The organism is Bremerella sp. TYQ1 (assembly GCF_020150455.1).
Classification (GTDB): Bacteria; Planctomycetota; Planctomycetia; order Pirellulales; family Pirellulaceae; genus Bremerella; species Bremerella volcania_A.
In genome coordinates this window covers 220,528-243,759 of the sequence record NZ_CP083740.1, presented here as the reverse complement: position 1 = coordinate 243,759, position 23,232 = coordinate 220,528, and the positions used below count along the sequence as shown (strand labels likewise).

Here is a 23,232-nt window from a genome sequence, read left to right as displayed (position 1 = left end):
GGACGCCCTCGCTAAAGATTCCAAATGTGGCCGGGCATCGCTGCCCTACAGCCGTGGATTTAACTACGCAATGTCGCAAGGATTGAAGAGATCGTCGATTTCTTCATCATCCTCTGCGATGACGTCGATGCCTTCCCCTTCCGGTTCGCCATCAACACCACTGACGGCCGCAGCCGAAACTGCGATCAGGATGCTATCGGCGTCTGCTTTGGCACCACCGAAACCGGTGTTACCCAGATCGTCGGTAACAATCGTCAGCGTGGCCGTTCCTTCGAAGGCCGAGTCTGGCGTGTAAACCAAACCGGTCAGCAGCGAGTTGATCTGATCGATCGAACCCAACAGCTTGTGACGATTGCTCTCGAAACCGTTAGAAAGCGTCAGCAAACCACTGTCCACGGTGATGGTCACTTCCACCATCGAGTCAGCGGCATCAGGATCGGAAACCGAGATCGCATTTCCGTTGGCGTCATCAAAGACGATCGGAGTTGCCGAATCGGTCGACTGCTCGCCTGGCACCGAGTTAATCGGAGCGGCGTTTTCATTTTCGACACCACTTGGTGCGGAAACCGTGATGGTGACCGTTGCATCCGAAGTCAGACCAAGGGCATCCGAAACGGTGTAACCGAATTCAACGGTGGCCGGTTCGGTTAGTCCCTCGAATTCACCATTCGGATCGAAGGTCATGCTTCCGTCCGCGTTCAGTGTCAGCAGACCACCACCATCGAGTGCGATCGATTGACCGACGTTGGCTGCGTCACCATTCACCGCGGAAACGGTCATCGTGTCGCCATTGTCGACATCGCTATCGTTGGTGATCACCCCAGAGACGGCGAGCGTCAAAGCGGTGTCCGATTCGGTAGCGAATGCATCATCTTCCGCAACAGGAGCGTCATTCACACCGGTGATGGTGATTTCGACGTCAGCCGAAGCAGTCCCATCCAATGCGTCGGTGGTGGTGTACGAAACCGTTTCGACAGCCGTCTCACCATCCGCCAAAGCATCGTACTTACCGGTCGGATCGAAGCTCAGGCTACCATCGGCATTGATCGTGACCGAGGCTCCAGAATCAAGTTCGACAGCGGCACCCACATTTGCGGCATCACCGTTAACGGCGGTCACGCCCAGCGAGTCGCCGGTGTCGTTACCCAGCACACCATTGGCTTCGACATCCAGTGGCGTGTTGGCGTCCGTGGCGAAGCTATCGGCTTCCGCGATCGGGCTCAGCACCACTTCGTTGACAGTCAGTAGGAAGGACTCCGTGGTCGTTTCTTCGCCGTCACTTACCGTGATGGTGATGTTGGCCGAACCAGTCGCACCAGCCAGCGGGGTGACAACCAACGTCTTATCGGCACCTTCGCCGGTCAGAATGATGCCTGCGGCATCAACCAACGCTGGGTTGTCCGATTCAACGCTAACCACCAAATCTTCCACGGCCGACTCAGCATCGGAAACGGAAAACTCGAGGGGGGCAGTCGCCGTGTCCTGGTCGATCGTCTGATCCTCCACCGCACTGATCGTCGGGGCAGTGTTCTCCCCCACGAGTTCGGTCACCGTCAGCACGAACGATTCGGTGGTGGTTTCTTCACCATCGCTCACGCTAAGGGTAATCGTTGCGGTGCCAGTAGCACCTGCGAGCGGGGTAACCACCAAAGTCTTGTCGGCACCATCGCCAGCGATGATCAGCCCAGCGGCATCAACCAACGCAGGGTTGTCCGATTCGACGCTAACAACCAGGTCTTCCGCAGCCGATTCCGCATCACCTACGGTGAAAGCGAGCGGCTCGGTAGCCGAGTCTTGATCAATCTCTTGATCTTCCACCACTGAAATGGTTGGAGCCGTGTTGCCGGCGACCACTTCATTGACGGTCAGAACAAACGATTCGGTCGTCGTTTCTTCGCCGTCGCTCACACTGATGGTGATCGTGGCCGAACCAGTCGCACCTGCCAGTGGCGTAACGACCAACGTTTTGTCGGCACCGTCACCGGTCAGTATGATACCGGCTGCATCGACCAACGCGGCGTTGTCCGATTCAACACTAACGACCAAGTCTTCGGCAGCCGATTCGGCGTCACCAACGGTGAATGCCAGTGGCTCGGTGGCCGTGTCTTGATCGATCGCAACGTCTTCGACTTCGGAAACGGTCGGAGCTGTGTTACCGGCAACCACTTCATTGACGGTCAGAACAAACGATTCGGTCGTCGTTTCTTCCCCATCGCTCACGCTGATGGTGATCGTGGCGGTCCCAGTTGCACCGGCCAGTGGCGTGACGACCAAAGTCTTGTCGGCACCGTCACCTGCGAGGATCATGCCAGCGGCTTCGACCAACGCAGGATTGTCCGATTCGACGCTGACAACCAAATCTTCGGCAGCCGATTCGGCATCACCGACGACAAACGCAAGTGGTTCCGTCGCGGTATCCTGATCGATCGCTACGTCTTCGACTTCGGAAACAGTCGGAGCCGTGTTCTCAACGACCACTTCGTTCACCGTCAACAGGAACGACTCGGTGACCGTTTCTTCACCGTCGCTCACGGTAATGGTGATATTGGCGGTACCAGTCGCACCAGCCAGGGGCGTAACGACCAACTCACGATCGGCTCCTTCGCCGGTCATGACAATGCCAGCGGCGTCGACTAACGCTTCGTTGTCCGACTCGATGCTAACGGTCAGATCTTCCGGAGCCGTTTCGGCATCACCAATGCTGAACGCGAGAGGATCGGTTGGCGTGTCCTGATCGATCGATTGATCGTCGATCGGGCTGATCGTTGGAGCCGAGTTCACCGCTTCTTCGATCGTCAACGTGAAGTACTGAGCGTCGGCCAAGCCGTACTGATCGACCGCCAACACGCGGATGGTGTATTCGCCAGCTTCCACGTCCGCACCGGGTGCGATCGACAGGGTCGCTTCGCGAGTACCCGCTTCCTGGGTCAGCGTCACGTAGTCAGGCGTTTCGACATCCAGCAAGAGAAACAGTTCGTCACTCTCGTTCTTGTCGGTCGCGGTAATAAGGAACTCTTCGCTCTGGCCGGCTTCGACCGTCTGATCCGAAATCGGCAGCAGATCCGGAGCATGGTTCACCGCGATGGTGCTTGTGGCGACTTGACTTTCGTACTCCCCGTCGCTCACAGAGATTTCCACGAGACGCGAAGTTGGATCCGCATCAGCGTTGGTGTTGTTGTAGGTGAGGGTTTTCAGGACGTTGGCGTAGTTTTCGGCGGTGTCTTCACCGCTCAACAGAATCGAACCATCGGCATATTCGACGGTGATATTCGTTCCTTCTACGTCGATCGAAAGCGATTCTTCGGCACCATCCAGCGGGTTCGTCAAAGTGACTTTCGCCGACTGAATCATGTCGTCGTTTTCGTCCGAAACAGTCAAGTCGCTGTCGACGACACTGACCGGACCATGTCCGACTTGGAACACGGCGTCGAAGTCGATGCCGTCTTGATCTTCACCGTTGAGGTCAACGACAGGGCGACCGACGCGAACGTCGATCATCATCTCTTCGACATCAACACTGGAAGGCTGACCATTTTCAACAGCGATAATTTTAACGCTGTAAAGTCCTTCTTGCTCGGCAGTGGGGGTCCACTGAAAATCGCCTGAGAATGTCATCGACATTCCGTCAGGCCGCTCGTCTCCATCAGGATCGAGCTGAAACATGACCATCCTTGGCCCATCTTCCCCTTCGCTGACCGTAGCGCCAAGTTCACCGAGGTTAAAGCTCAGTGTCTCGCCGGCGAACACGGTCTGCGTGGGAACCGCTGACAAATCCAAGTCCAGCGGAGTTCCACTCAACATACTGCGATCTTCCAGTTGTTCCCCGAGAGAAGATTGAAACTTGGGGCGTTTGAACCGCATTGAGAATCTCCGTTTTTCAGATGGGCAATCATTTCGACCACGCTCCCATGCGTGACCGGTTACGAGTGGCATTGTGCGTTCGACTTGAGAAAGTTCCACCGTCGAAAATCTTTTTGTGGAACTTTCAGCACCGATAGCGTTATCAAAGCTGCGGCAAGAATTGCCGAGCGATCGTTATGCCTCGATGCAAACGAGGCTCACCCATCAACAGAAGCTTTTCACTCAAACGGTTCGCGCAAAAATTAAATTCGACGTAAGTCCAGTCGCCGCCCGTACTCTTGAACACTTACCACCTAGTTTATCAACACGTTGATATCTATTGCTTATCAACAAGATGGTAAGCGTTGATGCATTCAGATAGCATGAAGGAAATCTTGAAAATTAGGCTCAAGTTTCCGTTGCCGATTCCAACTGTCCAGTGATAGCAGGACCGCCGATGGTGAAGTCGCGGTAACCACTAGGGTGGGAACTGCCTAAAAATAGAGAATCTACAGCTGGAGATTCCACGTTTTCAGGGTGCCAGCAGCAAGGCGCAGCACATCAAACCGAACTGGAACACGCTGCGGACGCAGCCTCGGCAATCTCCGCGCAGGACAGCCTATTCTTTACCTAATAGATAACGAACGCGACGCGATTGGCATCGGTACGCGCGATGGCTGTTTTAAGAATCTTGCTTCAAGACACCGGAGATGACGTCTTTATCGAAGTAGTTGATGCTCATCCCGGCATCGACGGCGATGTTCTGAGCCTGAATACCGCTTGATCGAGGGCTTAACAGGAATACGGCCACGTCGGCAGCTTCCTGCGTGGTGACAGCACTCTTGCGAGGAATGACCTGTTCTGCGTAAAGATACGCGTCGACATACCCAGGAATGCCTGCGGAAGCAGACGTTTTCAGCAGGCTCGGACCAACGGCGTTAAATCGCACGCTGGAAAAGCTACTGAAGCTTTTGGTTAAGAAAGCTAACGACGAATCAAGTGCCGCTTTGATGGGGGCCATAAAGCCATAGTTCTCGCTCGCCATCCTTGTCGTCGAGATCGAAATCGTAACGACTGATGCGTCCTTGGCAAACCGTTCTTTCAGTGCGTTGGATAGATTCACCAGCGAGAAACAGGAGATATCGACTGCCTGCAGAAACTGCTTTTTGGTTGTTTCGTGAAACGGCTTCATCCCTTCCGAGTAGTCCGCAAATGCCATCGAATGAACCAGACCATCGATGGTGACATTTTCCGCGGCTAAATCGTATCGGAGTTTGTCGATCTGTTCTTGAAACTCAACATCACAGACATAAACCTGCCGACCGGCGAGCAGCTTGGCCGTCGACTCTTTCCGAGCTTCGCTACGTACTACGTACAACACGTTCGCCCCGGCCTCTTCCAATGTCTTGGCAATATGCCAGGCCACGCTCTTACGATTCGCGACCCCGGTTACCACGATGTTCTTGCCGGAAAGCTTGAGAAAGTCGGTCATTGCGTAGGGTCCGCTGTGCGGACGCAGTTAACGGTTAGAAGCGGGGAAAAAGATGGGTGAGTCAATGGATCGGAGCCACAAGCGGATCAAAAGTGCTTTCGAAGTTGAAAACAACTTACGGCGTCCGCGCAGCGGACCCTACATTTCCATCTTCGCCACGGTGCAAGCGAAGTCGAACCGCATGGTCAGCTTGCCATCGACGGTTACTTTTCCGGTCATGAAGAACGCGTCAGCCATGCGTTCGTTCAGTTGCACGTTCATCTCGATCGTGTCGCCGGGGCGGACCATTTTTTTGAACTTCACATCGTTCAAACGTGTCGCGACAGGCACTCCTTCCCCATCGACCACGAACTTGGAGAGCAAAATGGCTCCGGCCTGCATCGTGGCTTCACACAAGATCACGCCCGGTACGAGCGGATAGTCAGGGTAATGCCCTTGGAAGAAATACTCGTCCGGCGTAAACGTTTTGCGGCAGACGATATGCTCTTCGGTCTGCTCAACGACTTCATCCACCAACAGCATCGGGCCACGGTGCGGAATGGCTTCTTCAATGGAAACTTTCGACATGCTTGCTCCTGCGTTACTTGGTGCTATCCGCCAGTTGCGATCCGGACGAAGCCTTCATGATGTACGAGTCGACATCGTTCGAGACAATCACGCCGTAGTTAATTGCCCCGAGCCAGCCTGACATGATGATGCCTACACTTCCGGCATGGTACAAACCGGGGATCTGCTCCGGAATCGCTCGGCTGACGGAAAGCCCCTCAAACTTCGTACCGAAACTGGAACCGAGGGCATGCTTGGTGTATCGCTGGAACGTCTTCGGCGTCGAAACTTCGACATGATCGATCCGCTCGCGCACGTTCGGAACGTATTTTTCCAACGCATCGAGCGTCGTTTCGGCGAGATCGTCTTTGCTCGCTTTATATTCTTCTTCCGACAAGTTCGCCCAGTCTTCAAACCGTGCGTTTGTACTGGAAACGACCAACGATCGTGGCCGCCCCTCTGGTCGAGTATGCGGATAATAGAACGAATACGTACGACTGGTGATGTCTCGGCTGAGCAGCAGATCGGTGCGGAACGCAGGGGCCGTGCTGCTGAAGAGCAAGTCGCCGGTTTCTTCCGGGATCTGCTCGTCTGGCTTCATGGCAATGTAGACTTGCGTGCTCGAGTTGTTCAGACGAACCTCCTTGGCATCTTCGATGAACTTCTTATCGAAGTGCTGCTCGCCCACCAAGTCGAAGATGGTCAGCTTAAGGTTCGAGTTCGAGACAATCGACTTGCACTTGATCGTCTTCCCGTTGGCAGTGATGCTTCGGACTTTGCCGTTTTCGAGATTGATCTTCTCGACATCCACGTTGATGCGAACATCGACGCCTGACTTGATCAAGTCTTCATGCATCAACGTGATCAGGCGATCGGTTCCCCCTTGGAAGGTGAACACCCCTTTGCTCATGAAGTTCGAGAAGACAATCCCGTAACTGATCGCGGGATCTTCCAGCGTCGAACCGTTGGCATAGGTGATCGGCTCCATCAATAGACGCACGACATCTTCGCGGCCGGGAAAGAACTTCTCGAAGAGCTCCTTCGTCGTCGTCCCCTGATCATCGTAGAAATTCATGCCGCGTGCGGTGTCAAAGAACGCTTTAACTGTTTCTTCCGGCAGCTTGAACTCAGTGATCAACAACTTCGTGAAGTCGTCACGATTGAACGTCGTCGACAGCGAGAACATAGGGTTGTCGAAGCGAATGTTTTTCAACTGCACGATCGAATCGGCGATCTCACGCGTCCAATAACGCTTGCAGCTTTTGATCATCCCGATTGGGAAACCGTGCAGCGAGATGTCGAAGATGTGCCCGCCAGGTCGCTTGAACCAAGTGGCCATGCCACCAAGTTTATAATGCTGTTCGCAGAGCAGCACGCTTCGTCCTTGACGAGCCAACGTATTCGCCGCCGTTAGCCCTGCCAGGCCACTTCCAATGACGACAACGTCATATTCGTCCTGCGTATCTTTCAGAAAATCTTTCGGCATGATCTACCTGTTACTCGTCTGTCGTCTCGTAGGGTGCGTCTTGACGCACCAAATGTTCGGTATTCAGCTGGCTACGGCGTTGTCGTAGACGTGCATCGAGACGCACCCTACATCTGTTTGGGTTAGCCAGCGTCTTGCAGGCAATATCGGTTGGCGACCGATACACCGCTCATGATGGAACCAATGATCCCGACGTAGCCTTGATCGGTTCCACAAATATAAAGGTTTTCCAAGTGCGTGGTGCCGTCGAGGTGCTTTTCCGGGGCACCATATACGGCACCATTTTTGTGCCAGGTATAGCGATGAATTGTCTTTGGCGTGAACATATCGACCGCCACCACATGCCGGCGAAACTCTGGGATGAACCGCACGACGCTGTCGCTGATTAAGTCGTACCAGCGGTTTTTCTCGAAGCGATAACGCTCTTCCGGCAAGTCCACCCAGCGGTCGTAATTGGCCAGCGCGGTAACGCGCAGGAATCCTTCGTCGAGGTTCGCCCCATCTTGATAGTCGAAGTTATTGGGCGAACAAATCACTCCGGTTCGCACATCGCACAAATCGTCTTCCGGCTTTTGCCAGTGAAACTGGTTCGTGTCGTTAAAGAAGACGATTGTCGAGTCGTAGCCAACTTCGACCGGTTGTTTTTTGATGACCGAGATGGTTTCCACAAAGCTCAAACGTCCTGGCTCGCTCGCCGGAGGCTTGATGCCTTCCTCGCACATCCGCATCGTTTCCCACCAGCCGGCGGAAGAAACCACTTTGCGGCCCATCAATTCCGTTCCATCGTCCAGCGTTACGCCGACGCACTGGCCATCTTCGATCTTCAATGAAGAAACGCCAGTTCGCAGTTTTAGTTCGCCCCCTAAGCTGCGAAACTTCTTGACCAGGTTCTTCAGCAGCAGCCGCACACCCTTCAGCGGACGCGCGAAGCCTTCCATGTAAATGCTGCGGAACATGATACAGAACTGGCCCCAATCCATGTCCTTCTCACGAGCATTGCCATACCACATAAGCGGGCAAAGCAGCATCTCGATCAGCAGCGGATCAGTGATGATTTCCGCCAACCGCGTCCGAGCCGAACCGGAATAGTTGTCCGGCGTGATGTCGTCGTAATCCATGATCTGCCCGCGGAGGCGATCGAAATTGTCGGCCTGTTTCGGAAAACGCTGGGCGATCTCACTTCGCAAGAGCTCAATGTCGTTGTCGAATTTCAGTTCGACGCCAGGGAACATCACCTTCGACCCCAACTGGGGACAAAGCGCGAACTCGTCCCACTTGAATCGCAATTGTCGAAGCAATCGGCCGAGGGGACCTTTCTTCTCGCCCTTTTGCGTGAAGTTGGTCACCGCGTGCAAACCGACGTCGAAGTCGCGTCCGGCCATGCGATAGAAAGAGTTCAAGCCGCCAATCGTGTTGTGCCGCTCGAGGATGCAGACATTCTGACCGAAATAGGCCAAACGAATCCCGGCCGCCAGCCCGGACATGCCTGCGCCGATGATGATCGTGTCGTACATTGTGACGAGAATATCCTTGGAGGCATCCGAATCGGGTCCCCTCGCCCCCGAGGGGAGAGGGTTAGGGTGAGGGGTTCTTTGCGTTGGCGATGAGACCGACCAGGCGTGTGCCTGAATCGCCCCCTCATCCGCCCTTCGGGCACCTTCTCCCCGGGGAGGGAGAAGGGACGTAAGGAGTCGTAACGCGGCGCGTTACAAGTCCTTCATCTTCGGTTCGAGGTACGCCACGGTGCTGCTCATCGAGGCGAGTTCCGGATACTCTTCTTCCGGAATCTGCACACGGTGCCGCTTGCGGAGTTCCATGACGATGTCCAGGAAGTCCATGCTGTCCAGCTCTAGCTGGTCGCGAAAGGGCTTATCGTCGTCGATATCCGTGATGTCGTCATCCGGAGCGATGTCTCGCAAAATGTCCAAAATTTCTTCACGGATTTCCGCTGGCGTCATCCCGATCTGGCTCCTTCAACCGTGTGCTTTACAGCTTCTTGATGATTACTACTGAGTTAATGCCCAGCATTCCGAACGAGTTATTCAGAATGGTCTGAGCTTTTCCGAGTTCCCGCGGTTGATTTAAAACCAAACCGTCGATGGCACATTCAGGGTCCAAATCGTCTACGTTGATCGTGGCATGACACACGCCATCCTCAAACGCAGGCAAGTTGCCGGCTAGTTCCAATGCCCCAGCCGCTCCCATCGCGTGACCGATGAAACTTTTTGTATTGTTGATGAACGTCGTTTCACTTTTGCCAAACACGTCGCGAATCGCAGTACATTCCTGCTGATCGCCCAGCGTTGTGCCGGTCGCGTGCGTGCTGACAATATCGATGTCGGTGGCGTTCATGCCGGCTCGCTTGAGGGCGAGATTCATGCACTGCACCTGACGTTCTGGGTTGGGCAGCACGAAGTCGGTCGCGTCGGTGTTCATCGCGTAGCCGACCAGTTCTCCGTAGATCTTAGCACCGCGAGCCTTCGCATCCGATAACCGCTCCAGCGTATAAAGGCAGCCCCCTTCCGAAACGACAATGCCATTTCGCTGGGTATCAAAAGGGCGTGAAGCCTTCGTGGGGTCGTCGTGATGGGCCAAAGCGCCCTGGCTTTTGAAGCCTGCGAAGATGCCGAACGTTTGAATGCTTTCCGATACGCCGCCAGCCAAAGCCAAGTCGCATTCCCCCAGACGCAGCATCTGGGCCCCTTGGATCAGTCCGGCATTTCCCGCGGCACATGCGGCCCCAATGGTGTAGTGCGGCCCGACGATACCATGCGTTAGACAGATTTCGCCGGCCGGATTATTGGCAACCGTGCGAGGGTTATGGTGGTGCGACCAAAACGACGTATCGTAGTCGTAACCCTTGATGTTGTAGACTTCGTTTTCCGTCTCGACATTGCCATGCTCGGTCACGCCGATATAGACGCCGACCATCGTTTTATCGACGTTTTCCCAGTCGATACCGCTATCGGCAATCGCTTCGCCGGCGCAGTAAATGCCGATACTTCCGGCTCGCGTGCCTCGGCGGATTTCGCGCTTCTTTTGGTAACGCGTTGCTTCGTAGTCGCAGATACCTGCGAGCGTTTCGCCGACGTAGCGGATTTCGTAGTCCTGCACACCGCTCTTCCCTTCGAGCAGCGCGGCTCGGTACTCGGCATACGAATTGCCATTCGGGGCGGTCAGACCGATGCCCGTGATGACGATGCGCTGCGAGTCAGGTAGTTGTTCGGCGGTGGCAATCATTTGCCCATCCTCGGCAATTTAACGGAAACCGTTCAAGCTACCGATTCCCTGGAACCTTGACAAGTCACCTGCGAGAAGCCAATTCGTCGCCCAATCGCCGCATCCCCTCTTCGGTCGAGACTTTAGGCGAATACCCCAAGTCGTGTCTGGCAGCAGAGATATCGAAATAATGATGCGTCGCCAACTGCCGCGCGAGGAAGCGTGTCATGCGGGGTTCTTCGTTCATCCGACCGATCATTTTGTAGGCCGATTCCATGACCGCACCCGCATAATAGGCAACGTTTGCCGAAACCTGTTTTCGGACGGGGGGCTGTCCGTCGAGCGCCAAAATCTCGTTAATCCAGTCCCATAACCGAACGGGAGCCCCTTGCGTGATGAAATAGGCCTTACCGCCGGCCTTCTCCGGATCGCTGGCAAGTGCACTCGCCGCTTGCACATGCGCCGCCGCGGCATTCTCGACAAAGACCATGTCGACCAGATTTTTGCCATCGCCGACAATACGCAGCTTGCCTGTCTTCGCGCGCTCGATCAATCGCGGAATGAGGTGCTGATCGCGTGGTCCCCAAATCAGATGGGGCCTCAATGCACATGTAGCAAGGGTGCCAGGCCGATGAGCCGCTAAGACCGCTTGCTCTCCGAGCGCTTTAGAATGGGGATAGTGAGCCAGCCATGTCTCGGGGTACGCGGCCGATTCATCGACACCTTTTTGATCGGTTCCGTTGAACGTCACGCTGGGGCTGCTGCAGTAAACCAGGCGTTCGACGTTCCAAGCCAAGCAGGCATCAATCACGTTCTGCGTGCCGAGGACGTTGATGCCGTGATAATCTTTCCAGCGGCCCCAGATACCTGCCAGCGCGGCGACATGATAGACGACTTCACAGCCTTTGACCGCTTTCTCAACGTCCGCTCGCTCGCGAAGATCGCCCTGAACGCACTCGACGTTCAGCTTTTCCAGCTCAGGATAGCGGCTGCGTCCGAGAACGCGCACCTGTTCGCCGTGCATTAATAACTGCTCGACGATGTATCGGCCAAGGAATCCCCCTCCGCCGGTAACTAGCACGCTCAAGACTGGCTCCGGATGCGAATCTCGTTAGAGACCCTGAATCATGGACTTCGGGATCTTAAACCGGTAAGACCCACTTTGTCCGACCGCTTCGCCAGGCAGGTCCAAGTACAAGTTCTCGACTTTATTCGGGTCGAAATCTTCCGGAACATCGAACACGATGCAATCGGTCCCTTCCTCCAGCGGATCAAACGTCTTGCTCGGGGTCCACCATTTCAGGTCGGCAAGATCGTCAAACTTGAGGGGATAGTACATGTTCTTGTCGTCATCGGAAAGCTGGGCAGTACGAATCGCGCCGTTTTGCGTGGTGAATTCGTTGCCATACCAGCTTTTGAACTGGAATGTCTTATCCGAGCGGTTGGCCAGTTCCAAATAGACATTCATGTACGGCCGGCCATTGGAGGTGACCAGTTCGCCAGCCTCGTCGCGGCCGCGGACTTCGCCCCAGTCGACGTGGTTTACTTTGACTTTGAAGCCTTGCATGGTGGCCGAGTTCTTCGCGGGGATCCACTTTACGTAGATATCCCCCTTCTCGCCTGCTTCCATGACGTCTTGAATCTGATTGCCACTGTTGGCAACGCCATCGTTCACGTACGGGGTATCGTCGACGATTTCGTCAGAGCCAATTTCCAGAATCCCGGCTCCTACGAGAACCAAGAACAGCACCACCGCCAGGCACATCGGAATCACCACCACTTTGGTGATCTTCAAGATCAAGTCCCAGGGGATCTCGCGTCCTTCAAGTTCTTCTTCTCCCTCGGCTCCCTCTGTACCATCGGCCTGATTGGCATTGGCAGGGGCCTTCTTTTTGGGTGGCTTGCTACCCGGTGTCTTGGGCGTGATCACCGGACCGACCTGCGGTGCGGCCGGTTGCGGCGTCACTTGAGGCACCACAAACACCCCCTGGCACGTCGGGCACTGAACCTGAGTCCCCGCCGGGCTAGTCACATTGAGAACAGTCGAACAATGAGGGCACTTGAGATGCATAGGAACAAATTGCCTTGAATCGTCAGACGAGAACTTCTTCGGGTTGCGCCTCCCTCGAAGGGTGAGGGATTCGCCGGCCACGGTAGGAAAAACGATCGCAACGAAACTTAATGTGCGGCCATCGTCTCTAACCGCTCTTCCGCCCAAACGGTGAGTTTTTCGCGGAAAATCTTCGAGTTATGCCGCACATCGACCGGAAAATTCGGGTGCAGCAGGAAATGGTCTATTCGCTGCGTCAGGGCATTTTTATTGCCGATCTCACGCAGTTCGTCCAGCAGTTGGTCAATCTCTTGTGGCGTGTCGGGGTACATCCCCGGCCAGGGCTGAACGATCACCACCGGCATTTGCTCGCCCCGCTGGCCGATGCCCACCAGCGCACTGCGGAAGATCTTTTCGTGCGTGTTGAAGATCGATTCAACCGGAATCGTAAACATCGGCCCTTCGGCCGTCTCGAGTCGGTGCGACTTGCGACCGCAAAACCAGAACCGATCTTGCGTGTCGAGATAACCGACGTCCCCCATCCGATGCCATACCGCGTCGCCGTCGACAATCTTCGACATCCGCGTCGCTTCGTCGCTGGTCGCATAACGCCGCGTAATCACCGGCCCACGAACGATCAGTTCGCCAATCTCGCCACGGGGTAGCGGCTGAACTTGTTCCACGGTTTCGATCGCTTCATCCGAAATGGCGATGACCTGCCAATCGATGCTGCTAAATCGAGACCCCACGCAAGTACCGCCCCCTTCGTTGGACCGCTCGATCGTTTCGCCCAGCACTTCGCTCGCCGAAATCGAAGCCACCGGAAGTGCTTCGGTCGCTCCATAAGGGGTATACATTTCCGCATTCGGAGCCGCTTTCTTCATCCGCTTTAGCACATGCGGAGGAACCGGAGCCCCGGCCGACAACACCCTTTTCAGCGACGGCATCCACAGGTTTTCTCGCTCGCAGAACTGCCCCACGGAATTCCAAACCGCGGGCGATGCGAACGACTGCGTTGCTTCCCAGTCAGTCACCGCTTCCAAGATATTTCTCGGGTCCACCGTCGCCGGTCGGCTGAAATCCATTTCAGGAATGACCGACGTCACCCCCATCGCGCTGTTAAACAAACCAAACAGCGGAAACCCCTGCACATCGACGTCGCCGGGTTCGATCGCGTAACGCTCTTGAATGAACTCTACCTGCCGGCGAAAGCCTTCGTGCCGAAACTCAACCCCCTTGGGCGGTCCGGTGCTGCCGGATGTGAAGATGATAGCCGCTTTGTCATCGGCGGTTGCTTGAAACGGTTGGAAGTCGCCCACATCGGTTCGACGAAGTTCTTCCACGGTTGCCCCGCCCCAGAACCACTTCCGTCCGGCGGTCACGTTCAGTTTTGCATCACGGTAACGTCGACCACACAATTTGCGAATCGCATGCACGATCGGAATCGCGACGAAGCCTTCTGGCTTAACTTGATCCAAGCAGGAAAGCACGTTCTTCTTGCCCATGCCGGGGTCAATCAAAATGCTGATCGCTCCCACTTTGTACAGGGCAAACACAAGCGACACGAAATCGATCCCAGGCTTCACCATCAACGCCATCCGCGTCCCTGGCGTCACGCCCATCTTCGCGAGACCTGCGGCGATCACCGTACTGTCTTTGGCTAACTGGGCAAACGAGATCGTATCGTATTGCCGTTTTCCCTGGGCGTCCCGCTTTCCCGCCACCGCAATTGCCGTCCCATCCGGTTGCGTCCGCGCCACTTCATCCAGCAGCAAACCGACATTGAAAACAGGAGATGTCATCGTGCCATCGGCCATTGATTTTGTTTCCGGTATCAAGCCCCAACCTTAGTCCCAGTCAGGCAGTCCTTCGCTTCACGTCCGCGATCACGTATTCGATCAATTTCGCTGCCACGTCGATTTCGCATGCCGACGAAAGGCCTTTCCATCCTGGTACAGCATTCGCCTCCAGTAAATACCAGCCCCCTTGTCCATCTGGCAGGAAGTCGAGTCCGGCGATCGTCAGATCTAACGTTTCGACCGCTCTGAGTGCCACCTCAGCGACTTCGCCTGGAATGGGCTCCGGTGTCGCGTTGGCTCCTCGGCTGAGATTGGTTCGCCAGCCATCCTCGGCCGTTCGCCGCATTCCCCACATTTGCCGACCAAGCACCATCACCCGCAGATCGTAGCCCGGATGGGAAATGAACTTTTGCAAGTAAATAACTTGTCCCAGCTGCTGCAGCGTCTTGAAAACACGATGTGCCAAGTCGGCATCGTCCACGCGGAGAATGCCCCGCCCTTCTCCGCCGAAGATCGGCTTCACCACGACCGATGGCCCCAACTGCTCGAAGGCGGTCATAGCATCTTGCCAGGTCTGACAGACGTGGGTTTCCGGGACTCGGAAGCCTGCTTCGGCCAGGCGAGAGAGGGAAAGATATTTGTCGATCGCCATTTCCATTGACTTCGGCCGATTGACGATGAGAACCCCTTGCCGCTCGAGCGCCGCAAGTGCATCCATCCGAAACACGACTTGCTCCAGCGAACCAGGCGGCATCGTGCGGACAATCACCGCATCGAAGCGATCGCTCAGCACCGAGTCCGCCGAAATTGACTCGCGGCCGCCGATTCGCGACTGCAGCGCCGAGAACTCCAACCGCTCGACGTTCGCCAAACCGCGGCCGGCTCGCTCGAGATCGTGAAAGTACCAACTGTCGGCGTTGGCCAGCACGCCGATTCGTGGCAGCCGCTTGGTTTGCGTCATCGCGGCGTTAGCCCTGTCCGAAAGAAGTGGCTAATACGTCGATGTTTCGCTCGCCAAAGATGGTCGACTTTCCGTCCTGCAAACTGACCAGGCACACTTCGGCCGGACTGAACAGCAGCGGATCGATCTGGTAGAAGTCGAACTTGGCGTCACGCAAAATTTTCTCGAACGGCTGGCCATACATGGAAGAGGTGTTGCTGGGCAATTTCTCGCCAAACTCGCGCAATCGCTCGGACGTTTCATTCACCCACAACGTGACCGTGCCGCCATAAAGAATCGCATCGTTCGTACGACCAATCCCGACAACATCATCCGCGGCGATGGGTGGAAGGGGGGCCGCTCCGAAACCGCTGGCGATCTTCGATAGATCGAACTTCAGCTCGTGCAGCTTATGCAAACAGGTCTCGACACTTCGTGCAACCACTTGCACATGCCCGGCAATGCTGGCCGTACGAGCGGCCAGAAGGACTAACTTTTTCGGGTCGACCTGGCAATCGGCGGCAATTTTCTGGCAAACTTCATCGCCAGGAAGCTGCGACGTTTCCAACACACCAACCGCCACGGGGTAGTCGTCGGTCAGGTTCATTTCCTGGATGACTGGTTCTTTGGCCGCTTTCACGCGCATCGGCCCCGAGCCCATTCCGAAGAAATTGTCGGTCTTAATCTGCCAGCCAGCGTATTGCGAGGCAATGCACGCGAGCTCCGGTCGATCGGTACAGACATTCACAAACGTCCGCGTCCCTGGCGCATCGGCTACCGAAAAGGAGACCTCTCCGAGCCCTGCCAGGCAGATTTCAGCCAGCTGCCGCCCTGCTTCCAGTCCCCCTTTTCCCGCCGTAACGCCCAGATCGAGCACTTTCGCTCCGCACGCCATCTGCACAAGTTCCGCCCCAATTTCGCGAGGCGTCTCAATAATCGGCTGCACCAAGCCATGGGCGCGTTGGTTCAATTCCAAAATGAATCTCCAGGAGATGGGTTTTCAGGTTTCGGTGTTCGGTTTTCAATAAGAAGCACAAATCGGCACAAGTGTTCGTCTCCATCTTACTGAAAAGGGGGTTCGGAAAACCGAATGCCCGCGTCGCCCCCATCATCCCCCGCTTTCCTAAACGCCGCAATGACGCCCCCCAGGCGATGGCCGCAGTGCTATTGACGCTTTTTGCCGCGTTCTCCTATACTTAGCCGCTTGTTTGTAAGCATTTTATACGAAACGCTTTAGTAGCAAATCGTGCTGCGATTGCGTTTCTCGCAGGCCCCCCTCTTAAAGCGTTGATCAGCGATGAAGTCGGAACGTCGGCACGAAATTCAAGAGAATTCCCTGGCCCACTTTCTCGAAGGCGTCTTCGAACAGGCCAAGCCACACGCCACTTTGATTGGTGGCATCACGCTGGCTGTCGTGCTGGGCTTCGTCGGCTACGTCGTCCTGCAAACCAGCAGTGGCGAGATCAAAGATGAAGAGTGGAACTCGATCTACACCACCCTGGACGAATCGTTCCGCGTTGGCGAAGACGACGTTAAACGTCAGGAAGTCGCTCAAGAATTCGCGACGCTCGCGGAAGAATACGGCACTTCGCGACCGGCACTGTGGGCCGAGTATTTCTATGGTCAGCAAAACCTGACACAAGCCAGCGACGTTGCTTTCAGCGATCCCCAGTCGGCCAATGCCGATATCGAACGAGCCCTGAAGTCGTTCCAGAAAGTTTACGACAACGCTGACCTGCCTGTCCTGAAAGTCAAATCACTGTGGGGAATGGCCGAAGCTTACGAGCTGCAAGCCACGCAGGAATCGCTCGGTAAAGCGAAGACCAGCTACGAAGAAATCACCGTGATCTGGCCAGACACCAACACGGCCACCGCAGCCGAAGAACGCATCAAGCGTCTCGACAACCAGGGTGTTGACGGTTTTTACGCCTGGTACCGCGATCAAGACTTCGCCGCACGAGCCGCGGAAGTCGAACGCGAAAACCGTGCTCCCCTGGAAGGCGGACTGCCAGGCATGGACCTGGAAGCCCCCGGCACCGGCAGCTTGTTCAATCCTCCGGCCGCTGGTGGTGCAGGCACAACCCCTGCCGCAGGAACCGATCCGCTCTTCACGCCTAGCATGGATCTGAATGGAGCCAGTGGCGATGGCGATGCGGCACCGAAGCCTTCCTCCTTCACCGAAAAGGAAGAAGCAGCAAATGCCGAAAAGCCAATGGAAGAAGCCAAGCCGGAATCGCCTGCTGAACCGATGACCGAAGAACCTAAGAAAGAAGAAGCGAAGCCAGCCGCGGAACCAGCCATCGAAGAAATGGCGACTCCTGTTGCAGGAACCCCAGAAGAACCTGCCAAGGAAGAAGCTTCCAGCGAAGAAAAGCCGGCAGAAGACAAACCGGCCGAGGACAAGCCTGCTGAAGATAAGCCTGCCGCCGAAGAGCCAGCGGAAGAAGCGAAACCGGCTGACGAGCCTGCCTCGGAAGAGGAATCGTCCGAAGCCGACAGCGAATAAAACACGTTCGCTAAGCACCAATGGAAACGGTGCAACGCGATCGTAAGGCTTCGCAGCATCTTGCAGCCCCGGAAGGGCGACCGAAAATAGCCAGGGTGGAAACTCCTGGTATTGAGCAAACGGAAAGACTCTTAAGCCCTGAAGGGGCGGCCGAATCGCAGGATTCCAGGATCGGCCGCCCTTACAGGGCTTAGCTCATTTTGAATCATACTTTTTCTGCCTCACAAGCCATGCGATATACGGTCGACAAAGCAGACGCTGGACAACGGTTAGATCAATTCGTCACGCAGCAGATCAAGAAGGCGAGCCGTGCCCAGGTTCGCGAGGCGATCGACAGCGGTCAAATCACGATCAACCAGCAGCCGATGAAGCCTTCCTACAAGCTTCGCCCGGGCGACGTGGTCGACTTCCCGCAGATCGGTGCCCGGCAGCAACAGCAAACGCCTGAGCAGTCCGATCTCGACATCCTCTATCAAGACGAACACCTCGCGGCAATCAACAAGCCGCCTGGCATGGTCACCCACCCGGCCAAAGGGCATTGGGACGGAACGCTTACCGCGGCGCTACTGGCGAAGTTCAGCCAGCTGAGCGATATCGGTGGGGCTTCGCGGCCTGGTATCGTGCATCGCTTAGACCGTGACACCAGCGGCGTGCTGGTCATCGCGAAGCATAACGAAGCCCACGAGGCCCTCACCCAGCAGTTCGCCGACCGCTCGACCGAGAAAGAGTATTTCGCCATCGTCGCGAACTGCCCCGATCGCGACCGAGACATGATCAACGAACCGATCGGTCCGCATCCTCGCTACCGCGAGCGAATGTCGATCGTGCGGGACGACCCGACCGCTAAAGAAGCCCAGACGTTTTATGAAGTGGCCGAACGGTTCGACGGCTTCGCAGTCTTCAAAGTGATGCCGAAGACCGGCCGCACGCATCAGATCCGTGTGCACCTGGCCCACATCAAGCATCCCGTGCTGTGCGATCGCGCTTATGGTAGTCGCGCTCGTATCACGCTCGGCGAGCTTGCTCGAACCGATGACGAGCAAATCATCCTTTCACGCACCGCACTGCATGCTCGGCGGCTGAAGATCACCCATCCGGTGACCGGGGAACCGCTCGAATTTGAAGCCCCGATGCCGGAAGATCTTCACTCAACTTTGGTCGTGTTACGCAAGTACCGTTCGGTATAGACGCGGTCGTCAGGATACAGCATCTGCATCATGTCGGACGTACCGATCGCGCGTGTCGTATAGAACAGCTCGCCGGCTCCGTACCCTGCGGTCGCCCCCAGGTAAATCGCTGCCCCTTTGACGCGTTCAAAGACGTACGCTTTTTCTTCGGGGAACTGGGTCTGATAACAGCGAATGCTTTCCAGCTTCCGCTCCAGACAATCGGTGATGTCGTGCACGAAGCTGCCAGGCGCGTCGAGCTTGTTGATCGGCTCGAAGGCTATCTTGTAGTACAACTGCCGACCGATTGTGTGGACCGGCAAGTGATCGAACGTTTCGTCCCACTTCGTAAGCCGCGAATAGAAAACGGCCGCGTCGGTAATCTGCATGGCCTGCCAATGGTCAGGCGAAGCCATCGGCGTACGGTCGCCAAACCCGATGACCACTTTCGGGCGATACTTGCGAAACTCTTTCGCCAACGCGACACGTGCCTCGAAGGTGTCGAACAACTTCCGGTTCGGCAAGTCGAGCACAATTCGCTTCTGCACGCCCAGCGTCTTCGCAGCCTCCATCGCTTCCGCCAGACGCGTTTCGGGATCCGGCGAACGAGGCGTTGGCTCGCCGTTAGTCAGATCGATAATCCCAACGGTATGCCCCATGTCGGCCAGCTTCGCGAGCGTCCCCCCGCAAGCGATTTCCACATCATCCGGATGAGCCCCAACCGCCAAAACATCAATCTGCGGGTACTCGTTTTCGACATCCACCGTCGACGCATTTAACTCATCAGTCAATGTGGTCTCTCTAACTCCGGTCCCCTCGCCCCCGAGGGGAGAGGGTTAGGGTGAGGGGTTATACGAAGTACCTCCTGCCAGCCCCAAGGGGGCGACCGGAAATAGCCAGAGGCGGAAGCCCCTAGTAGTGAACGTTAGCCCTTCTTCAACGGCTTCTTCGCACTCACCAGGAACGTTGGATTCGAGGCTTCGAAGCGGTGGCGTTCCAGTTGATAGGTCGCATGCGAGATGTTCACCATCGTTACTTTGGCCGATTCCATCTCTTCGTCGAAATACTGATGCACTTCGGCCAGGTTTTCGATGCTGCTAAGGTTACAGACGATTCGCCCGCCTGGCTTTAGACGGGTAATGGCCTGTTCGCAGATACCACGAACTTGTCGCCCGGTGCCGCCGATGAAAATACAATCGGGGTCAGGCAGTTCGGCCCAAGCATCTGGAGCTTTCCCAAGCACCGCTTGAACGTTTTTCACGCCGAATGCGTCGATGTTGCGGCGGATCAAACCATGGTCTTCGGCGTCCATTTCAATCGCATAGATCGAACCCTTTTCGGCGATCATGCCAGCTTCGATCGACACGCTTCCGCTCCCAGCACCGACATCCCACACCACGCTCGAATCGCCCAGATCCAACAACGACAGCGCGATGCAGCGGACTTCCATCGGCGTGAGCAAGCCACGTTTCGGCTTCGATTGACGGAAGACGTCGTCCGGGTTGCCGAACTTTCGCTTTCCGACCAACGACATCGGTCGATCCGGCACGTCTGGCTTGCGGACCAGAATCATCACGTTGAGCGGACCGAAGTCTTGCTGGCTGATTTCTTTCAAGTCGCCTTGCGTGACACATTCGTTCGGGGAACCAAGATTCTCGCACACATACGCGTGGAAGTAATCGAGATCGTGCCCTAGCAGCGTTTTGGCAACTTCCTTCGGCGGAATCGCTTCGGTCGTGAACAGACCGATCGCTTCGGAAATGCGGGCCGCGGTTACGACCGACTCCAGCGGCTGGTTGGCCAAGTTCGCCAGGTGGGCGTCGTCCCAGCTCTCCTTAATGCGGGCAAACGCCAACTGCATGCTGCTGACATGTGGGATGACATGGAAGCGATCTTTTCCGAGTTTATCGCAAAGATACTTCGACACCCCGTAAAACAACGGGTCGCCACTAGTCAGCAGCACCACGTCTTTGTCGTTGTGCGTTTCGATCGCTTCGACGATCTCGCCTAAGTCTCCACTGACAGGCACTTTCTCCGCCGAAACTTTTTCGACGTGCACGAGCACCTGAGGGTTGCCGATGATGACTTGGGCGTCGCCGAGAATCCGCATCGATTGGCTGGTCAGCCCCTCGAAACCGTCGTCGCCAATTCCTACGATAAATATTCTGGGAGACGTACTCACCGATTGTTCCATTACCAAGCGTCTGAAGTAGAAAAGACTTGCGTCGATTTTACGAGATGCAGGCTCTCGGGGAAAGTTCACCCACCACGAACTGTTTGCCGAACCCCTGAGGAGCACGAATGCCAACCGTTTGCGTGACTAACCCAAGCTACCACCTGACAGACCACGATTTCTACCGATTGTTAACCGAGGCCGGGTTCACCGTTCGTTTTATCGATCCAGAACAGCACAACTTAAACGACGCCGACACGCTACTGGCTCAGCTTGACGGCTGCGAAGCGACCATCTGCAGCATGGAACCCTACACGGCGGAAGTGCTCGAGCGAAGCAACCTCCGCGTTGTTTCTCGGTTTGGGGTCGGCTTCGACGCGATCGATGTGCCGGCAGCCACGCAAAACAATATCGTTGTCACTCGTACCGTGGGCGTGCTGCAGGAATCGGTCGCCGAACAAACGCTCGCACTCTTGTTCGGCGTTTCACGCGATGTCGTCCGACGCCATCAAGCGGTTCTTGAGGGACGCTGGGGTTATACCGCATTTCCCAGGCTCGCCGGCAAAACGATCGGCCTGCTAGGCCTCGGCTCGATTGGACGCTCGGTGGCTGACAAGGCTAATGGACTCGGGATGCGAGTCATCGCCTACGTTCCCTCTGGAACGCCGCACGCGAATGTCGAGCTCGTTTCGCTCGATCAACTTTGGGCCGAGTCGGACGTGCTGAGTATTCACGCGCCGCTGAAGCCTGAGACCGAGAAGATCGTCAATCGCGAGACCCTCGCCAAAATGAAACGTGGCGCGATCCTCATCAACACCGGTCGCGGCGGCCATGTCGATGAAGCAGCTTTGATCGAGGCGCTGAAATCTGGCCAACTGTTAGGAGCCGGGCTCGATGTCTTCGCGGAAGAACCAACCCCCACCGATAACCCGCTGTTGCAACTAGACAACGTCGTCCTCGCCCCACACATCGCCGGCGCCGATGACAAAGCCTTCCAAGACGTCCCCGTTACCGCCGCCCAAAATGTCATCGACCTCTACCAAGGCAAATGGCCCGCTGGAAACATCCTCAACCCTGAAGTCCAACCCAACTGGAAATGGTAACAAGCCACCCCAATCCCCGGGTGCAATGCTCACGTCCGCGTGGGCATGTCCTGACAACATAAAAAACAAGTCATCCACGCCCGGTGCCATGCCGTCGTCTTCGTCGGCATGCCTTAGCGTTCAACAGAAAGAACACTAAAAACAGACTTGAATGGACTTTCGCAACGCAATGAAATAGGTTCACGAAATGTCGATGCCATGCCCACGCGGATGTCGGCATGGCGACTGAGGCGAGTGATTTAACGACGCATAAGGAGCGTTCGATGACTTCTAAGCTCCACGACTTTCCGACGATCATTGCGAAGCTCTCGAAACGGGAGCTCGCCGATTGTGTCGTTTGTGCGATCGACGACCGTTACGGCTACGATGCGGTAACCGAAGACCGTTCGTCCATCCCTCGAACGTTTCGGCTCGTTCATATCATTTTTCAAACCAAAGGATTCCTGAGCAACTCCGGTTTAAGTGGCTTGCTGCGTCTCCCGTGCAAGAAGACATTCCCTACCTATTTGCAAGAGCTTGGCTATCCATCGCTTGGTCGCGAGTTGCAGCGATATGTCCGCTGGAACTTTTTCTATAGCCTGGCCAACGTCGGAGAACTGGAGCAAGAGCTTTCTCGCCAAAGCGACGAGATTTCCGATGTCCTGGGAGATTACATCACGAAGCATGTCTCCGAATTTGAGCCGCTGCTGCCGCAGATCCATCAGACGTTGACCTATCTGGAGCATTTCGATCCCGAAGGTTATGAGCAGAAGCTTGACGAACCTGATCTTTATGTGGAACTGCTGCAAACGCTCACCGAGGGCCTTCGAGCTGGAGTGGTGACTTTAGATGACATGCGAGAGTTTGCGAAAAAACTGGATGAACCGGATGATGCCCCACCATAGCAGCATCGGCAAAGGCGAATCGGAGAGA

General features: G+C 55.9%; 18 protein-coding genes. 4 read left to right on the top strand and 14 right to left on the bottom strand.

Translation table 11 applies throughout. The annotated features are described in order from the left end of the window. Window positions 1–63 precede the first annotated feature (63 nt). From LA756_RS00920 to mch, 12 genes are all read right to left on the bottom strand, one after another. On the bottom strand, window positions 64–3,861 hold the full coding sequence (locus tag LA756_RS00920; protein WP_224438006.1) for an Ig-like domain-containing protein: 3,798 nt from the start codon (window positions 3,859–3,861) through the stop codon (window positions 64–66). A gap of 661 nt (window positions 3,862–4,522) precedes the next feature. Next, on the bottom strand, window positions 4,523–5,332 hold the full coding sequence (locus tag LA756_RS00915; protein WP_224438005.1) for an enoyl-ACP reductase: 810 nt from the start codon (window positions 5,330–5,332) through the stop codon (window positions 4,523–4,525). 138 nt (window positions 5,333–5,470) lie between these two features. Continuing rightward, window positions 5,471–5,899, bottom strand: a complete 429-nt coding sequence (fabZ, locus tag LA756_RS00910) for a 3-hydroxyacyl-ACP dehydratase FabZ (protein WP_224438004.1) — start codon at window positions 5,897–5,899, stop codon at window positions 5,471–5,473. 13 nt (window positions 5,900–5,912) lie between these two features. Continuing rightward, window positions 5,913–7,364, bottom strand: coding sequence for an NAD(P)/FAD-dependent oxidoreductase (locus tag LA756_RS00905; protein ID WP_224438003.1), 1,452 nt, complete (start codon window positions 7,362–7,364; stop codon window positions 5,913–5,915). A gap of 122 nt (window positions 7,365–7,486) precedes the next feature. Further along, complete coding sequence (locus LA756_RS00900; protein ID WP_224438002.1) at window positions 7,487–8,878, bottom strand: NAD(P)/FAD-dependent oxidoreductase; 1,392 nt, start codon at window positions 8,876–8,878, stop codon at window positions 7,487–7,489. 192 nt (window positions 8,879–9,070) lie between these two features. After that, window positions 9,071–9,322, bottom strand: a complete 252-nt coding sequence (locus tag LA756_RS00895; protein WP_144974242.1) for an acyl carrier protein — start codon at window positions 9,320–9,322, stop codon at window positions 9,071–9,073. A 28-nt stretch (window positions 9,323–9,350) separates the two neighbouring features. Then, a complete protein-coding gene (locus LA756_RS00890) occupies window positions 9,351–10,604 on the bottom strand; it encodes a beta-ketoacyl synthase (RefSeq protein WP_224438001.1) in 1,254 nt (417 codons plus the stop codon). A 64-nt stretch (window positions 10,605–10,668) separates the two neighbouring features. Then, the gene (locus LA756_RS00885) at window positions 10,669–11,664 is read right to left on the bottom strand and encodes an NAD-dependent epimerase/dehydratase family protein (RefSeq protein ID WP_224440451.1); all 996 of its coding nucleotides are present in this window, start codon (window positions 11,662–11,664) and stop codon (window positions 10,669–10,671) included. Window positions 11,665–11,694: 30 nt separating this feature from the next. Continuing rightward, window positions 11,695–12,654, bottom strand: a complete 960-nt coding sequence (locus tag LA756_RS00880; RefSeq protein WP_224438000.1) for an MJ0042-type zinc finger domain-containing protein — start codon at window positions 12,652–12,654, stop codon at window positions 11,695–11,697. 107 nt (window positions 12,655–12,761) lie between these two features. After that, complete coding sequence (locus tag LA756_RS00875; RefSeq protein WP_224437999.1) at window positions 12,762–14,450, bottom strand: fatty acid CoA ligase family protein; 1,689 nt, start codon at window positions 14,448–14,450, stop codon at window positions 12,762–12,764. A gap of 40 nt (window positions 14,451–14,490) precedes the next feature. Continuing rightward, on the bottom strand, window positions 14,491–15,393 hold the full coding sequence (locus LA756_RS00870) for a RimK family alpha-L-glutamate ligase (RefSeq protein WP_224437998.1): 903 nt from the start codon (window positions 15,391–15,393) through the stop codon (window positions 14,491–14,493). Window positions 15,394–15,400: 7 nt separating this feature from the next. Then, window positions 15,401–16,348 (bottom strand): methenyltetrahydromethanopterin cyclohydrolase, encoded by a 948-nt coding sequence (gene mch, locus LA756_RS00865; protein WP_224437997.1) that lies wholly within the window; start codon window positions 16,346–16,348, stop codon window positions 15,401–15,403. A gap of 321 nt (window positions 16,349–16,669) precedes the next feature. Between mch and LA756_RS00860 the strand changes: the two genes are divergently transcribed. Both LA756_RS00860 and LA756_RS00855 read left to right on the top strand, forming a co-directional pair. Beyond that, window positions 16,670–17,878: a hypothetical protein gene (locus tag LA756_RS00860; protein WP_224437996.1), complete on the top strand. Its 1,209-nt coding sequence runs from the start codon at window positions 16,670–16,672 to the stop codon at window positions 17,876–17,878. 230 nt (window positions 17,879–18,108) lie between these two features. Next, window positions 18,109–19,065 carry an RluA family pseudouridine synthase gene (locus LA756_RS00855; RefSeq protein WP_224437995.1) on the top strand — a complete coding sequence of 319 codons (957 nt, stop codon included), beginning with the start codon at window positions 18,109–18,111 and terminating at the stop codon, window positions 19,063–19,065. On the opposite strand, the gene LA756_RS00850 is transcribed toward LA756_RS00855, so the two are convergent. Both LA756_RS00850 and cbiE read right to left on the bottom strand, forming a co-directional pair. Beyond that, complete coding sequence (locus tag LA756_RS00850) at window positions 19,023–19,835, bottom strand: PIG-L family deacetylase (protein WP_224437994.1); 813 nt, start codon at window positions 19,833–19,835, stop codon at window positions 19,023–19,025. The genes LA756_RS00855 and LA756_RS00850 overlap by 43 nt on opposite strands. 134 nt (window positions 19,836–19,969) lie before the next feature. Continuing rightward, entirely contained in the window at window positions 19,970–21,226 is a 1,257-nt protein-coding gene (cbiE, locus tag LA756_RS00845; RefSeq protein ID WP_224437993.1) for a precorrin-6y C5,15-methyltransferase (decarboxylating) subunit CbiE, read from the bottom strand. A 119-nt stretch (window positions 21,227–21,345) separates the two neighbouring features. On the opposite strand from cbiE, the gene LA756_RS00840 reads away from it, so the two are divergent. Next, window positions 21,346–22,320 carry a phosphoglycerate dehydrogenase gene (locus LA756_RS00840; RefSeq protein ID WP_224437992.1) on the top strand — a complete coding sequence of 325 codons (975 nt, stop codon included), beginning with the start codon at window positions 21,346–21,348 and terminating at the stop codon, window positions 22,318–22,320. Window positions 22,321–22,583: 263 nt separating this feature from the next. Further along, window positions 22,584–23,204, top strand: a complete 621-nt coding sequence (locus LA756_RS00835) for a hypothetical protein (RefSeq protein ID WP_224437991.1) — start codon at window positions 22,584–22,586, stop codon at window positions 23,202–23,204. Window positions 23,205–23,232 lie beyond the last annotated feature (28 nt).

What these genes read in the sequence shown, in the direction of transcription:
- LA756_RS00920 (WP_224438006.1), bottom strand. Translation starts at nt 3,861, where the DNA reads ATGCGGTTCAAACGCCCCAAGTTTCAATCTTCTCTCGGGGAACAACTG.
- fabZ (WP_224438004.1), bottom strand. Translation starts at nt 5,899, where the DNA reads ATGTCGAAAGTTTCCATTGAAGAAGCCATTCCGCACCGTGGCCCGATG.
- LA756_RS00855 (WP_224437995.1), top strand. Translation starts at nt 18,109, where the DNA reads ATGCGATATACGGTCGACAAAGCAGACGCTGGACAACGGTTAGATCAA.
- LA756_RS00860 (WP_224437996.1), top strand. Translation starts at nt 16,670, where the DNA reads ATGAAGTCGGAACGTCGGCACGAAATTCAAGAGAATTCCCTGGCCCAC.
- LA756_RS00890 (WP_224438001.1), bottom strand. Translation starts at nt 10,604, where the DNA reads ATGATTGCCACCGCCGAACAACTACCTGACTCGCAGCGCATCGTCATC.
- LA756_RS00835 (WP_224437991.1), top strand. Translation starts at nt 22,584, where the DNA reads ATGACTTCTAAGCTCCACGACTTTCCGACGATCATTGCGAAGCTCTCG.
- LA756_RS00905 (WP_224438003.1), bottom strand. Translation starts at nt 7,364, where the DNA reads ATGCCGAAAGATTTTCTGAAAGATACGCAGGACGAATATGACGTTGTC.
- LA756_RS00840 (WP_224437992.1), top strand. Translation starts at nt 21,346, where the DNA reads ATGCCAACCGTTTGCGTGACTAACCCAAGCTACCACCTGACAGACCAC.
- LA756_RS00915 (WP_224438005.1), bottom strand. Translation starts at nt 5,332, where the DNA reads ATGACCGACTTTCTCAAGCTTTCCGGCAAGAACATCGTGGTAACCGGG.
- LA756_RS00875 (WP_224437999.1), bottom strand. Translation starts at nt 14,450, where the DNA reads ATGGCCGATGGCACGATGACATCTCCTGTTTTCAATGTCGGTTTGCTG.
- LA756_RS00900 (WP_224438002.1), bottom strand. Translation starts at nt 8,878, where the DNA reads ATGTACGACACGATCATCATCGGCGCAGGCATGTCCGGGCTGGCGGCC.
- LA756_RS00880 (WP_224438000.1), bottom strand. Translation starts at nt 12,654, where the DNA reads ATGCATCTCAAGTGCCCTCATTGTTCGACTGTTCTCAATGTGACTAGC.
- LA756_RS00895 (WP_144974242.1), bottom strand. Translation starts at nt 9,322, where the DNA reads ATGACGCCAGCGGAAATCCGTGAAGAAATTTTGGACATTTTGCGAGAC.
- LA756_RS00870 (WP_224437998.1), bottom strand. Translation starts at nt 15,393, where the DNA reads ATGACGCAAACCAAGCGGCTGCCACGAATCGGCGTGCTGGCCAACGCC.